Annotated in this window: 11 protein-coding genes and 2 pseudogenes; 6 read left to right on the top strand and 7 right to left on the bottom strand. The window is 74.4% G+C overall.

Annotation, left to right across the window (positions count from 1 at the left end):
• Nucleotides 1–9: 9 nt before the first annotated feature.
• Nucleotides 10–1,011, bottom strand: coding sequence for a helix-turn-helix transcriptional regulator (locus tag Sru02f_RS22125; protein ID WP_167469552.1), 1,002 nt, complete (start codon nt 1,009–1,011; stop codon nt 10–12).
• 131 nt (nt 1,012–1,142) lie between these two features.
• On the opposite strand from Sru02f_RS22125, the gene Sru02f_RS22120 reads away from it, so the two are divergent.
• Entirely contained in the window at nt 1,143–1,565 is a 423-nt protein-coding gene (locus tag Sru02f_RS22120; RefSeq protein ID WP_109032287.1) for a VOC family protein, read from the top strand.
• Nucleotides 1,562–2,661, top strand: a pseudogene (locus tag Sru02f_RS22115) (winged helix DNA-binding domain-containing protein). The gene Sru02f_RS22120 and the pseudogene Sru02f_RS22115 overlap by 4 nt, the downstream one beginning before the upstream one ends.
• Nucleotides 2,662–2,700: 39 nt before the next feature.
• On the opposite strand, the gene Sru02f_RS22110 reads toward Sru02f_RS22115, so the two are convergent.
• Both Sru02f_RS22110 and Sru02f_RS22105 read right to left on the bottom strand, forming a co-directional pair.
• Complete coding sequence (locus Sru02f_RS22110) at nt 2,701–3,777, bottom strand: MerR family transcriptional regulator (RefSeq protein WP_174855111.1); 1,077 nt, start codon at nt 3,775–3,777, stop codon at nt 2,701–2,703.
• Nucleotides 3,778–3,854: 77 nt separating this feature from the next.
• Entirely contained in the window at nt 3,855–4,088 is a 234-nt protein-coding gene (locus Sru02f_RS22105) for a hypothetical protein (RefSeq protein WP_174855094.1), read from the bottom strand.
• Between Sru02f_RS22105 and Sru02f_RS22100 the strand changes: the two are divergent.
• The 3 genes and pseudogenes from Sru02f_RS22100 to Sru02f_RS22090 form a co-directional block, all read left to right on the top strand.
• A pseudogene (locus Sru02f_RS22100) lies at nt 4,062–4,379 on the top strand (sensor histidine kinase); the annotation flags it as partial. The gene Sru02f_RS22105 and the pseudogene Sru02f_RS22100 sit on opposite strands and share 27 nt — an antisense overlap.
• The gene (locus Sru02f_RS22095) at nt 4,376–4,939 is read left to right on the top strand and encodes a GerMN domain-containing protein (protein WP_109032290.1); all 564 of its coding nucleotides are present in this window, start codon (nt 4,376–4,378) and stop codon (nt 4,937–4,939) included. The pseudogene Sru02f_RS22100 and the gene Sru02f_RS22095, both read left to right, overlap by 4 nt.
• 239 nt (nt 4,940–5,178) lie before the next feature.
• A complete protein-coding gene (locus Sru02f_RS22090; protein WP_109032291.1) occupies nt 5,179–7,398 on the top strand; it encodes an MMPL family transporter in 2,220 nt (739 codons plus the stop codon).
• A gap of 75 nt (nt 7,399–7,473) precedes the next feature.
• Here Sru02f_RS22090 and Sru02f_RS22085 read toward each other — a convergent pair whose 3' ends face one another.
• Entirely contained in the window at nt 7,474–8,787 is a 1,314-nt protein-coding gene (locus tag Sru02f_RS22085; protein WP_109032292.1) for an aspartate aminotransferase family protein, read from the bottom strand.
• 107 nt (nt 8,788–8,894) lie between these two features.
• Here Sru02f_RS22085 and Sru02f_RS22080 point away from each other — a divergent pair, with 107 nt between their 5' ends.
• Complete coding sequence (locus tag Sru02f_RS22080; RefSeq protein WP_164278301.1) at nt 8,895–9,842, top strand: LysR family transcriptional regulator; 948 nt, start codon at nt 8,895–8,897, stop codon at nt 9,840–9,842.
• 13 nt (nt 9,843–9,855) lie between these two features.
• Here the strand turns inward: Sru02f_RS22080 and Sru02f_RS22075 are convergent, their stop codons facing one another.
• From Sru02f_RS22075 to Sru02f_RS22065, 3 genes are all read right to left on the bottom strand, one after another.
• On the bottom strand, nt 9,856–10,590 hold the full coding sequence (locus tag Sru02f_RS22075; RefSeq protein WP_109032294.1) for a TetR/AcrR family transcriptional regulator: 735 nt from the start codon (nt 10,588–10,590) through the stop codon (nt 9,856–9,858).
• Between the two features lie 176 nt (nt 10,591–10,766).
• Entirely contained in the window at nt 10,767–11,438 is a 672-nt protein-coding gene (locus tag Sru02f_RS22070) for a CBS domain-containing protein (RefSeq protein WP_109032295.1), read from the bottom strand.
• Entirely contained in the window at nt 11,438–13,597 is a 2,160-nt protein-coding gene (locus tag Sru02f_RS22065; protein WP_109032296.1) for a SpoIIE family protein phosphatase, read from the bottom strand. The genes Sru02f_RS22070 and Sru02f_RS22065 overlap by 1 nt, the downstream gene beginning before the upstream one ends.
• Nucleotides 13,598–13,684: the final 87 nt, after the last annotated feature.

Genomic DNA, 13,684 nt, shown 5'->3' with positions numbered 1-13,684 from the left:
GCCCGGCGCTCACCGTGGCCGGGGCCGCTTCGCGACGGCCCTGGCACAGCGGTCGGCCAGCCCGGCGAACGCCTCCTCGAGCGCGGGCGGGCCGACCACCTCGAGGTCGGCGTCGTAGAGGCAGAAGGCGGCCGCGAGCGAGGGCCACGACCAGGCGCCCATGGTGAGCCGGCAGCGGTCGGGACCCAGCTCCTCGACCGTCCCGTCGGCGGCGTGCGGGGACACCGCGGAAGCGGGCAGGCGGAGTACGGCCGTGCCGCGGCAGGGCCAGTCCGGGGAGCCGTCCGAGCCGCGGAACCTGCCGGTCAGGAAGGCGGCCACGTCCCCGCCGGGCAGGTCCCGGGGCGTGAAGCGCGGGCCGGTGGGCGTGCGCGGGGTGATCCGGTCGGCGCGGAAGACCCGCCAGTCCTCGCGGTCCAGGTCCCAGGCGACCAGGTACCAGCGCCCGCCCCGGATGACGAGATGGTGCGGCTCCACCCGGCGCGGGGGCGGCGCCTCCCCGGCTGCGGTGGCCGCGGCGCGGGCCGGGGCATGGTCGAAGCGCAGCACCTCGCGTGCCTGGACGGCGGCGCTGAGTGCCATCAGGACGCCGGTGTCCGCCTGGGGCTGCGGCCGGGGCGCGGACCGTGCGACGGAGGTGACCTCGAGGGCGTCGATCCGGTGCCGCAGCCGGGCGGGCATGACCTGGCGCAGCGTGGCCAGGGCGCGCTCGGCCCCGTCCTCGATCCCGGCGCCGGTGGCCGCGGCGGTCCGCAGCGCGACCGCGAGGGCGACCGCCTGCTCGTCGTCGAAGAGCAGCGGGGGCAACCGCGTCCCGGCGTCCAGGCGGTAGCCGCCGTCGGGGCCCTTCACCGCCCGGACGGGGTAGCCCAGCTCCCGGAGCCGGTCGACGTCGCGGCGCAGCGTGCGCGCGCTGACGTCCAGCCGCTCGGCCAGCACCGCGCCGGGCCAGTCCCGGCGGGCCTGGAGCAGCGAGAGCAGGGACAGCAGCCGGGCCGAGGTCTTCTGCATGGCCACCATGCTGCCGCACATAGCGGCCACAACCTGACCGCTACCTGAAGCAGAGTGGGCACCGCGGGGCCGGACCGGCCCCGCGACGGACCGCACCGCGGCCCGTCCCCCGTGCTGGCAAGGAGCCCGTCGTGACCGCCAAAGCCGTGACCCACCTCAACTTCCGTGGCGACGCCCGCGAAGCCCTCACCTTCTACCGGGCCGCGTTCGGCGGGGACCTGACCCTGGTGACGTACAAGGACGCCGGCGACGTCCAGGATCCCGCCGCGGCCGACCAGGTGATGTTCGGCCAGGTGTCCACCGCCGACGGCCTGGCCGTGATGGCCTACGACGTGCCGTCCGACCTGCCCTACCACCAGGGCGAGAACGCGTTCTTCGTCTCGGTCCGCGGCGAGACCACCGAGGAGATCACCGCGTACTGGGAGAGGCTGGCCGAGGACGCGACCGTCCTGCGGCCGCTCGGGGCCGCCCAGTGGGCGCCCCTGTACGGCATGCTGCGGGACCGGTTCGGCGTCACCTGGGTCCTGGACGTCGTGAGCGAGTACAACGCGTGAGCGTGCTCGACGCCCGGTCGCTGAACCGGGCGGCCCTCGCCCGGCAGTTGCTGCTCGACCGCGCGGACCGCCCGGTGCTCGGCGCCGTCGCGCACCTCGGCGGCATGCAGGCACAGGAGCCGCAGGAACCGTTCGTCGGGCTGTGGTCGCGGCTGCGCGACTTCGCCCCACGGGCGCTCGACGACCTGCTGACCGGGCGTCGGGTGGTGCGGACCCACCTGATGCGCCGCACCGTCCATCTCGTCACCGCCGAGGACGTACTGGCCTGGCGGTCGCGCCACGACGCCATGCTGCGCGGACGCGTCCTCGGCACCTACCGCCGCGAGCTCGCCGGGGTCGACCTCGACGAGCTCGCGGCGGCGGGCCGCGCGGTACTGGCCGACGGCGAGCCCCGCTCGATGGGCGACCTCGCCCGCGCCGTGGCAGCGCGGTGGCCGGACGCGGGACCGCGGCCGCTGGGGAGCTGCTGGTCGCCGCGCTGATCCCGACGGTGCAGTTGCCGCCGCGCGGGCTGTGGCGCACCAGGGCCGGGGTGCGCAACGCCCCGGTGGCCGACTGGCTGGGCCGCGAGGTGGACCCGCCCGCCCCGCCGGGCACCGATCCGGTCGGGGAGGAACTGGTACGGCGCTACCTGGCCGCGTTCGGGCCGGCCGCCTCGGCGGACCTGCGTGCCTGGTGCGGGCTCGCGGGGCTGCCGGCCGCGGTCGCGGCGGTGCGCGGGGAACTGGTTTCCTTCCGCGACGAGCGGGGCCGGGAACTGCTGGACCTGCCCGGCGCCCCGCGGCCCGACCCCGGCACCCCGGCACCGGTGCGGTTCCTGCCCGCCTTCGACAACGCGGTCCTCGGCTACCAGGACCGCGGCCGGATCATCGACGACCCGCACCGCGGTCTGTCGGTCACCGGCGCCCGCTTCGTCCTCGTCGACGGGAGGGTCTCGGCGACCTGGACCGTCGAGGACGGCACGGTGACCGTCACCCCGCTGCGCCGGCTCACCCGGCCGGAGCGTGCCGAGGTCGCCGAGGAGGGGCAGGCCCTCGCGTCCTTCCTCTCCGACGGCGGGAGCGACCGTGTCACGGTCGGGGCGGCACCGCCCTGAGCAGCCGCCCCCCCGCGTGGGGCTCGGCGCCCGGCGGCGTCACGCCCCGGGCACGACGTCGGCGACGACGCAGCTGACGTTGTCGGGACCGCCGGACCCGTTGGCGAGGGCCACCAGTTCCCGGACCGCCGCCCCGGGCTCGCCCGGGGCGGCCAGCACACGGCGGATCTCGTCGCCCGGCACCACCGTCGACAGGCCGTCGGAGCAGAGCAGGTAGCGGTCCCCGGGCCGGGCGTCCTGCAGGCGCATCTCCGCGGTGGCGTCGGCGCCCCGGCCCAGGGCCCGCACCAGCAGCGACCGCTGGGGGTGGGACGCGGCCTCCTCCGGCGTGATGCGGCCCTCGTCGACCATCGACTGCACCACGGTGTGGTCGTGCGTGATCTGGAACAGCTCCCCGTCGCGCAGCAGATACACGCGCGAGTCGCCGATGTGGACGAGGCCCAGCTGCGACCCCGTCCAGAGCATCGCGGTGAGGGTCGTACCGGCGTGCGGCGGCGCGGAACCGGATCCCACGGCGTCGTGCACGGCCCGCTCGGCCTCCTCCACCGCGTCCGCGAGGACGTTGAGGAGGCCGTCCGCCGGGACACCGCCGCTCTCCAGCCGCCGCAGCGACTCGACGGCGGCGGCGCTCGCCGGAGCACCCCCGTCGCCGAAGCCGTCGGCGACGGCCAGCAGGCGGGAACCGGCGTAGGCGGTGTCCTGGTTGCTCTCGCGGACCAGGCCGGTGTCGGAGGCGGCGGCGTAGCGCATGCCCAGGGCAGGAGTGGTGGGAGACATGGCGGGGTCCTTCCGGGTCAGGTGGTCGACGAGGAAGGCGGCCAGGTCCCGTCGGGCGGCGGTCTCGGCCTCGGCCCGTGCCCAGAAGGCACGGACCTCCCCGGCCGCCGTTCCCGCGTCCAGCGAGCACACGTGCCGGATGCGGGCCAACGGCATCCCCAGGCGGCGCAGCCAGGCCACGAGCCGGGCCCGTTCCACCTGTTGCGGGGCGTAGCGGCGGTAGCCGGTGACCGGGTCGACGCGGGCGGGCGGCAGCAGGCCCAGCTCGTCGTAGAGCCGCAGCGCCTTCGGCGACAGCCGGGCCGCCTTCGCGAACGCCCCTATGGTCAGCAACTCCACGTCCACGTGCCCACTCCTCCTCGTACCGGACGCGTCGCCCGGCGACACCGATGCTGCGGCCTGCCCCAAGGTGAAGGTCAACCGCCGCCCGACCCGAGACGTGTGACGTCGACCGAGCCCTCCCCGGTTCGCGGCTGGGGGACGGCCGCCCACAGCGCGGCCAGCGCGGCGAGGGCGGCGACGAGGGCGAGCGCCCCGGTGCGGCCCCTCGCCCAGCGGGCCCGGAACCGGACCGGGTCCTCCACCAGGACCTTGGAGAGCACGGCGAGCGCCACCGACACGGCAACCTGGTCGCCAACGCGCTGCACCACGGACGCCCGCCCGTGACGGTGGCGGTCCGCGCGTGCGAGGGCCGGGTCCGGGTCACCGTCACCGACCGGGGGCCCGGCATCCCGGACGACGCGCTCCCGTACGTCTTCGACCGTTTCCACAAGGCCGACGCGGCACGCCCCCGCTCCGGCGGCAGCGGCCTCGGACTCGCCATCGCCCACGAGAACGCGGCCCTGCACGGCGGCACCCTCACCGCGGCCAACCACCCCGGCGGCGGTGCCGTCCTCACCCTCACCCTGCCGCGGGCCGCCTCCTCCCCGGGAACGACATGACATCCCGCCACTTCCCGCGTCCGAATCGGGCCGCCCTCGCCCTCGCCGTGCTGCTCGCCGCCGGTACCGCCGGCTGCGGCATCGGGACCACCGGCCCGGTGCAGGCCGGGGAGCCCGCCTCCGGCATGCAGCGGCCCGGCGACGGGGCCGGCACCGTGCGCCTGTACTTCGCCGGCCCCTACGGCACCCGCCCCGTCACCCGGCGGACGGACGCCCCCCTCGCCCCCCAGCAGGCCCTCGACCTGCTCCTGGACGGCCCCACCCCGGCCGAGCGCGAGCGCGGCCTGACCACCCACGTCGAGTCGAGAGCGGCCGGACGGCTGACCGCGACCACGAGCGAGGGCGCCGTCGACGTCGTCGTCCCCCTCCGGGTCAGCGCCGGCGACCTCGACGTGACCGCGGTCAGCCAGCTGGTCGGCACCGCGGCCCACGCCGACGTCCCGGGGGGCCGCCCCGCCGAGCGGGCCGACGTCCGCATCCACGAGAGCGGCACCCGAGCCGCCACGCCCTGGACCCTGCGCTGCGGGGCGGGCGGCAACGCCACGCCCGTCACCGGCTGAGCGGAGTCGGCGCCCGCGGCAACGAAATGCGGAGTACACCCACCTTCGTGATCTACACCGAGGGGAGAGGAACGCGGGACCCCACTACACCCGACGCAGTACGCCAGTCCAGACCCAGGGTCGGATCAAACGCCGAGAACCCCGGGCGAGCATGGATGTGTACCCCGGTCAGCGCCTCCGCCTTCCCCCCATGTGCCGGGTCTTCGTCCTGCCCGTAACCCGACGGATTGGTCCAAAAGGTGGCTACGTTTCTCTATCGACTCGGCCGGAGGGCGTTCCGGCGCCGCGGCCTGGTCGCCCTGTTGTGGGTGGCCATACTCGTGGGCGCCGGCGTCGCCTCGTCCGCCGCGCCGGCCCCGCCCGAAGACTCCTTCTCCATGCCGGGCACCGAGTCCCAGAAGGCGTTCGACCTGCTCGACGAGCAGTTCCCGGCCGCCAGTGCCGAGGGTGCCACGGCCCGCGTCGTGATCCGTGCCCCCGAGGGCGCGAAGATATCCGACGCGGCCGGCAAGGACCGGGTGAAGGACCTGGTCGCCGACCTCGAGGCGGGTCCGCAGGTCTCGTCGGTGGACGACCCGTTCGAGGCGAACGCCGTCAGCAAGGACGGCACTACCGCCTACGCCTCCGTGACCTACAAGGTCAACGCGATGGAGCTGACCGACGAGGCCCGCGACTCGCTCACGGCCGCCACCGACGGCGCGCGCCAGGGCGGGTACACGGTCGAGACCGGCGGCGACGCGGTCGTGGCCGAGCAGGAGATGGGCGGCACCGCCGAGCTGATCGGCATCGGCGTCGCCGCGATCGTGCTCCTGCTGACCTTCGGCTCACTGGTCGCGGCGGGCATGCCGCTGCTCTCGGCGATCATCGGCGTCGGCATCGGCATCTCCGCCATCGGGGCGCTCGGCAGCACCCTGGAGCTGTCCGCCACGACCTCCACCCTCGCCATGATGATCGGCCTCGCGGTCGCCATCGACTACGCCCTGTTCATCGTCTCGCGCTACCGGGCCGAGATAGCCGAGGGCCGCGCCCCGGAGGAGGCGGCCGGACGAGCGGTCGGCACCGCCGGCTCCGCGGTCGTCTTCGCCGGACTGACCGTCGTCGTGGCCCTGGCCGGTCTGGCGATCGTCAACATCCCGATCCTCACCAAGATGGGCCTGGCCGCCGCGGGCACCGTCGGCATCGCCGTGCTGATCGCCCTCACCCTCACCCCGGCGCTGCTCGGCTTCGCCGGCAAGAAGGCGCTCAGCCGCAAGGACCGCAAGGCTCCCGCCGGGGCGCGGGCAGCCTCCGGCAAGCCGAAGCTCGGCACCCGGTGGGCCCGCTTCGTACAGCGGCGCCCGGTCACCGTCCTGCTGACCGCGGTCCTCGGCCTCGGCGTGATCGCCGTACCGGCCGCCGGCATGGAGCTGGGCCTGCCCGACGAGGGCAGCTCGGCCCCCGACACCACCCAGCGCAAGGCCTACGACATGCTGTCCGAGTCCTTCGGGGCCGGGTTCAACGGCCCGCTGATGGTCACCATCGACGCACGCGGCGCGGACGACCCGAAGGCCGCCGCGGACACCGTGGGCGAGAAGATCACCGGACTGGGCGAGGCCGCGGCCGTCACCCCGGCCAACTTCAACGAGGAGGGCGACACCGCCGTCCTCACCGTGATGCCCAAGACCGGCCCGAGCGACGTCGCCACCGAGTCGCTGGTGCACGACATCCGCTCGCTGTCCGGCGACATCAGGGCCGACACCGGCGCGACCATGCTGGTCACCGGCGCGACCGCGATGACGATCGACTTCTCGCAGACCCTGGACGACGCGCTCATCCCCTACCTGGCGCTAATCGTCGGACTCGCCTTCCTGCTCCTGATGCTGGTGTTCCGCTCGGTCCTCGTCCCGCTGAAGGCGGCCCTGGGCTTCCTGCTCTCGGTGGCCGCGGCGCTCGGCGCGGTGGTCGCGGTCTTCCAGTGGGGCTGGCTCGCCGACGTGTTCGGCGTGGACCAGCCGGGCCCGATCATGTCGATGATGCCGATCTTCATGATCGGCGTGGTCTTCGGCCTCGCCATGGACTACGAGGTCTTCCTCGTCACCCGCATGCGGGAGGCGTACGTCCACGGACAGTCCGCCGCCGAGTCCGTCACCACCGGCTTCACCCACGGCGGCCGGGTGGTCGCGGCCGCCGCGATCATCATGATCAGCGTCTTCTCCGGCTTCATCCTGGAGAACGACGCCATGATCAAGATGATGGGCTTCGGCCTGGCGATCGCGGTGCTCTTCGACGCCTTCGTGGTGCGCATGGCCATCGTGCCCGCGGTGCTCGCCCTGCTCGGCACCAAGGCGTGGTGGCTGCCCAGGTGGCTGGACCGCGTCCTGCCGAACGTCGACGTCGAGGGCGAGAAGCTGCACCGGGAACTCGGCGACACCGCCGCACCCGCGCAGCCCGCCCGCGAGCCGGAGACGGCCGGAGTCTGACCCTCCCGCACCCCCACCCGCGCACGCACCCGGCCCCGGTGTCCCGGTACCCCCAGGACACCGGGGCCTTCGGGTTTACAGTGCTCCGGCGGCGTCGGTGAGTGCCTGGTCGAGGACGGCCACGCCGCGGGCGATCTCGTCGTCGCTCGCGGTCAGCGGGGGCGCGATACGGAAGATCCCGCCCATCCCCGGGAGCTGGACGATGTTCATGTGCAGCCCCAGCTCGAAGCAGCGCCGGGTGACGGCGGCGCCGAGCCGGTCCGCGCCGCCCTCGCCCAGCACCTGGTCGCCGGCCAGCTCCATGCCCAGCAGCAGCCCCCGGCCCCGGACGTCGCCGACCACCTCGTGGCGGGCGGCGAGCTTGTCGAGGCCCTCCCGCAGCACCGCGCCGAGCCTGCGGGCGCGCTCGTCCAGCCGGTCGCGGACCAGGACGTCGAGGACGGTGTTGCCCACCGCGGCGGGCAGCGGGTCGTTGACATGGGTGGTGAAGAACAGGAACCCGCGCTCGTGCGCCCGCTGCTCGATCTCGGTGCTGGTCAGCACGGCGGCCAGCGGCAGCCCCGCGCCCAGCGTCTTGGACAGGGTGAGGATGTCCGGGACGACACCCTCGTGCTCGAAGGCGTACCAGTCGCCGGTCCGGCACAGCCCCGTCTGGGCCTCGTCCAGGATCAGCAGCATCCCGCGCTCACGGCACTTCTCCGCCAGGGCGGCGAGATAGCCCGGCGGAAGCTCGACGACGCCGCCCGAGGAGAGGATCGGCTCGACCAGGCACGCGGCCAGGCTGCCGACCGACTGGGCGTCGATCATCTCGAAACCCAGGTCCAGTTGGCGGCGCCAGTCCAGCTCGCCGTCCGCGCCGACGACGGAGGGCCGGTAGCGGTCCGGCACCGGCAGTGCGAAGTTGCCCGGCGCGGCGGGACCGTAGCCCTTGCGCCCGGCGCTGTAGGTGGCGTTCGCGGCGGCCTGGGTCATGCCGTGCCAGGACCGGGCGAAGGAGACGATCTCGTGGCGGCCGGTGACGAGCTTCGCCATCCGCACCGCGGCCTCGTTCGCCTCCGCCCCGGTGGTCAGCAGCAGCGCCTTCTCCAGCGGCGCGGGCAGGGTGCCGGCGAGCCGGCGGGCCAGCTCGACGACCGGGCGGCTGAGCATGCCGCTGTGCAGGTGGTCGAGGTGCGCGACCTGCTCGCGCACCGTCGAGACGATCGCCGGATGGGAGTGCCCGAGGATGGCACTCATCTGACCGGACGTGAAGTCCAGCAGCTCACGGCCGCTCTCCGTGAAGACGGAGGTGCCCGCGGCGCGCACGACGACCTCCGGGGAGAAGGGCGCGTGGCCGGAGTAGCGGATCAGGTGGCGCCCGAGGTCGGCGCCGGAAGTCTCGGAAGGCATGCGACCGACGGTAGGGACAGGCCGCTGCACGTGTCCATCGCACAGATTCGACGCTTCTGTACGTCAGAACCGTACAGACGGCCAAGGTGCGCCGTACCATCGGCTCCGTGCTCAACTCCGGACGACTGCACCTGCTCAGTCAGCTCGACACGCTCGGTACCGTCCGCGCGGTCGCCGACACGCTGCACCTGAGCGCGTCGACGGTCTCCCAGCAGTTGGCGGTGCTGGAGACCGAGACCCGGTGCCGGCTCATCGAGCGGACCGGGCGACGGGTGCGGCTGACCCCGGCCGGACTCCTGCTCGCCCGCCGGGCCCGGGAGATCCTCGACCGGATGGCCGACGCCGAGGCCGAACTGCGCGCCCTGAACGACGAGCCCATCGGCACCGTCCGGCTCGCCGTGTTCCAGAGCGCGATCTACAGCCTCGCCGTCCCGGCGGCGAACCGGCTGGCCACCACCCATCCGCACCTGCGCCTGGAACTCGTCGAGATGGAACCGCACGAGAGCGGCCCCGCCCTGCGCTCCGGCGAGGCCGACGTCATCGTGACCACCACCGACTACTCGGGCCTGACGTGGGGCACCGACCTCGACGTGATGTCGCTCGGCAGCGACCCGGTCCTCCTGGTGCTCCCGAACGGCCACCCGCTGGCCGCCCGCGCCGCGGTGGACCTCGCGGCGTGCAAGGAGGAGACCTGGGCCTGCGACCGGCCGCAGTCGTACATGGCCGACCTGACCGTGCGGCTGTGCCGCGAGTCCGGGTTCGAACCCAGGGTGGCCTGCCGGTTCAGCAACTACCTCATGCTGCTGCGGCACGTCGAGACGACCGGTTCGATCGCCCTGCTGCCCGCCCTCGCCGTCACGGCGGACCACGCCGTCGTCACCCGGCGGCTGAGCCCGCCGGTGCACCGCAACGTCGCCGTCGTGGTGCGGCGCGGCGCCCCGCAGCGCGCCGCGGTGAACGCGGTCATCGCCGCCCTGCGCGACCACCCCGAGATCGAGGCCCTGTCCGCCCCCGGCCCCTCGCGCGAGGGCCGGGAGGCAGCCCCGCGCCCCTGACGGCCGGGCTCGCTCAGGCGGCGGGGATCCGGCGGTGGAGGTCCTCCAGCATCATCCGGACCGACGTGCGGAAGACCTCCGCCTGATGGTCGCCCAGGAACGCGGTGTGCCCGAACACCTCCAGGACGACCAGGCCGTGCACGTGCCCCCACGCGCTCAGGAAGAGGGAGACCGCGGCGGGTGGCAGATCGCCCTGGGCGTGCATCGGCAGCTGTTCCAGATGCTCCCGGTAGGGCGGCGAGAGCGCGGGGACCTCGGCCGCGGCGAGCTGCGCCGGGGTGAAGCCGGCGAACAGCTCGCGCTGGAAGATCGCGGCCATCCGGCGGACCGCCTGCGTGGTCGGGCCCTCGGCGGGCGCCGCGTAGTAGCGCAGCGGGGTCCCGTAGAGGAGCTGGAAGTGCTCGGGACGGGCGACGCCCCAGCCTCGGTAGGCCTCGGCCACCGCGACCGGACGGGGTGTGGCGGGGTCCGCGGGCCCGCTGTCGGCGGCGGCCTGCAACACGTCGGACAGCTCGCCGTACGCCTTGGCGATGAGGGCGGTGACGAGGGCGTCGCGGTTCGGGAAGTAGTGGTAGAGCGCCTGCACGGTCATGCCGAGGCCGCGGGCGACCGCGCGCAGCGACAGGGCGGCGGGACCGTGTTCGCCGATGTGCTGCTCGGCGGCGTCGAGTATCTCCCGCGCCGCGGCGGTCCGGCGCCGCTCGCGGAGGGAGACGGGAGCGGCGGTGGTGTGTCGCTCTGTGGGCATGGCCGCGAGCCTAGGGCGCCGCGGACTGATGGACCATCAAAAGTCGAACACTGTTAGGCAGGTCTCACGCTGCCAAGTGCTGGGCAGGTCTCACGCTGCCAAGTGCGTCGACCCGTGCCCGCCTCCCCTCCCCGGGGAGTCGGGCACGGGCGGGGCGTCCGCCGGCCGGCGGGATCTCAGGAGCCGACGGCCGCCGGACCCTCGGCGTCGGCCTCGCCGGCCGGTCTGAACTCCACGGCGACGACGCCGTCCACGCTCCGGCAGTGCTCTTCCAGCAGCGGTGCGGACACATGGTCCGGGAGCCGGCCGCTGAGCACGACATGGCCGTGCGCCACGTCCACCTGCACCGACGAGGGGGCCAGGCCCAGCGCCTTGACCAGGGCCTCCTCGATGATCTCGGTGCGGATCGCGCGGTCCGTGCGCAGGAACACCCGCAGCAGGTCGCTCCTGCTGACCACCCCGGCCAGCCGCCCGTCCCCGTCGACGACCAGCAGCCGTTTGATGCGGTGCCGTGCCATCACCCGGGCGGCGTCCACGACGCTCCAGCTCTCCAGGGCGCACAGCGGGGGCGAGGTCATGAGCCCGGCCGCGTCCGTGGCGTCCGCCTTGCCCGTCGAGGCCCGTGACCACTCGGCGTGCTCGGCAGAACCGTCGGGCTCCCCGCCCCACATCTTCTGCAGCAGGTCGGCCTCCGACACCACCCCCACCGGGCGGTTCTCCTCGTCGACGACCGGCACCGCCGTGATGTCGTATTCCAGCAGCAGGTGGGCGATCTCCTTGAACGGTGTGCCCCGCTGCACGCGGACCACGGCGTCGCTCATCAGATCGCGCACCCTCTGGTGTTTCATTAAGGGTCTTCTCCTCCGCTGCCGGCCCGCGTCGACCGGCGTTCGTCCTTCTTGTCCCTGAAAACGATCGATCGGCCCCGGGAGTGCCCCGGCGCCGACGCGCGGGGACCGACGAGGACCAGGGCGATGTCGTCGCCCGGGGTGGGCGCGTGCCGGATGAGGATGTCGGCCATGGCGTCGAGGTCGCCGGGGTGGCCGTGTTCCACGAGACCGGCGAGGGCCGCGATCGCGTCGTCCAGGTCCACCCCGGGCGCCTCGACCAGTCCGTCGGTGTACAGGACGAGCACGCTGCCCGGCGGCAGCGGGAACTCCAGCGAGGGGTACACGGTGTCCGGCTCGATGCCCAGCAGCAGACCCGGCGGCACCCGCAGGGTCTCGACGCGCCCGTCGGCGTGGCGCACCAGAGGGGGCGGGTGCCCGGCGAGCGCCACACAGGCGCGGTGCGTGGCCAGGTCGAGGTGCACGTAGGCGCAGCTGGTGAACAGACCGGGGTCCAGGTCGGTGAGCAGACGGTTGGTGCGGGCCAGCACGTCGCCGGGGGGCGCCCCCACGGTGGCGTTGGCGTGCACGGCGGTGCGGACCTGCCCCATGAGCGCCGCGGCGTCCACGTTGTGCCCCTGCACGTCGCCGATGGTGACGCTCGCGGTGTGCTCGTCGAGGCGGATGACGTCGTAGAAGTCGCCGCCGATGCCCAGGCCCCGGGCGGCCGGGAGGTAGCGGGCGGCGACGTTCAGACCGGGCACGTCGGGGAGGGTGTGCGGCAGCAGGGCGGACTGCAGGCGGTGGGCGAGGTGGTGCTTGGCGTCGTAGAGGCGGGCGCGGTCCAGGGCCTGCCCGACCAGACCGGCCAGCGACGTGAGGGCGGCCCGTTCGCCGGGCGGGAAGACGTGCGGCCGTCGGTAGGAGAGCAGCAGCGAGCCGATGGGGCGGCCGGAGGCGATCAGCGGCAGCAGGGCCCAGGCGGCCATGCCGTCCTCGTGCGTCATGGCGGGGTAGGCATGGTGGAGTTCCTCGAAGGTCGTCCAGAACCCCGGGACACCCGTGGCCATGACGTCGGCGCCGGGGATGGCCGTGGTGAGCGGCGCCCCGTCGAAGCGCCTCAGCAGCTCCGGGTGGTAGCCGCGCTGGCCGACGATCTTCAGCCGGCCGTCCGCCGGGGCCATCACCACCATGGCCTGCGCTCCGAGCGCGGGCATCAGCTGGTCGGCGGTCTGCTCCACCACGTCCTGCACGCTGACGGCCTCGGTCAGGGTGGAGGCCAGGTGCATCAGGTGGTAGAGCACGGTGGCACGGCTGGGGCCCGAGGCCTGTACCGACCGGGACGGGGGCGTGTCCGCGTCCGGGCTGCCGGGGGTGATGCGCACGCTCAGGCCGGTGGCGTCCGGGTACAGCTCGAAGGTCAGCCACGTCTTCGGCGGGCGCAGCACCGTGAAGCCCTGCGGCCTGCGGCTGACCAGCGCCGCCCGGTAGCGGTCCTCGACGTGCGGCACGTCCATCCAGGGCAGCGCCTCCCACGGCAGGGCGCCCATCAGCAGGGACCGGTCGACGCCGAGCAGTTCGGCCGCCCCCGGGGTGACGAAGGTCAGATGCCCCTCCAGGTCCAGCGCGCAGGAACCGCCGGGCAGGCGGTCCACGAAGGCGGACAGCGCGGTCGCCTCGGCGGGGGAGGGGGTGCGCGGGGCGGCCGGCGGCAGGGTCCGGGGCCGCTCCGGCGGCCGCAGCGGTTCGCCGCGGTCGATGGCCCGCTGGAGGCTGTCGCCCAGGCGGCGGCAGCCCGCCCGGATGACGTCCTGTTCCCCGGCGCTCAGCCGCGCCGGGTGGTTCCCGGGCCACAGCAGCACCAGCCCGCCCCTGAGGGCGGTGCCCGAGACCAGCGGGGCGGCCGCCAGCGAGAAGTCGTACGGCAGGACGAGCGCCAGCCGCGGATACTCCCGCGCCATCTCCTCCCGGCCGCCCGCCCACACCAGGCGGTGCTCGCGGACGGCGTCCGCCACGGGCATCGGATCCGTCAGCCCGACCCGCCGCCACGGTGCGGCCATCTCCTGGGGGACCCCCGTGACCAGGACCTGCCACACGGCGTCCTCGCCCGGCGGCAGTGCGTAGAGGATCCCTCCGAACGCACCGCTCGCCCGCACGACGGCCGCCATGGCGGAGTCCATCAGCCGTCCGCCCGCGTCCGCGCCGACCGGGCCGCCCGACGCCGGCCGCCCCGAACATCACCCATATCTGGACACTACGCCCGTCCC

It is taken from the genome of Streptomyces rubrogriseus (assembly GCF_027947575.1).
GTDB lineage: Bacteria > Actinomycetota > Actinomycetes > Streptomycetales > Streptomycetaceae > Streptomyces > Streptomyces rubrogriseus.
Note: the sequence above shows the minus strand (reverse complement) of the source record. Positions and strands in the feature narration are given on the sequence as shown.

Excerpts from the sequence above, each read along its gene's own strand:
- Sru02f_RS22065 (WP_109032296.1), bottom strand. The coding sequence starts at position 13,597 with ATGGACTCCGCCATGGCGGCCGTCGTGCGGGCGAGCGGTGCGTTCGGA.
- Sru02f_RS22075 (WP_109032294.1), bottom strand. The coding sequence starts at position 10,590 with ATGCCCACAGAGCGACACACCACCGCCGCTCCCGTCTCCCTCCGCGAG.
- Sru02f_RS22095 (WP_109032290.1), top strand. The coding sequence starts at position 4,376 with ATGACATCCCGCCACTTCCCGCGTCCGAATCGGGCCGCCCTCGCCCTC.
- Sru02f_RS22085 (WP_109032292.1), bottom strand. The coding sequence starts at position 8,787 with ATGCCTTCCGAGACTTCCGGCGCCGACCTCGGGCGCCACCTGATCCGC.
- Sru02f_RS22070 (WP_109032295.1), bottom strand. The coding sequence starts at position 11,438 with ATGAAACACCAGAGGGTGCGCGATCTGATGAGCGACGCCGTGGTCCGC.
- Sru02f_RS22125 (WP_167469552.1), bottom strand. The coding sequence starts at position 1,011 with ATGCAGAAGACCTCGGCCCGGCTGCTGTCCCTGCTCTCGCTGCTCCAG.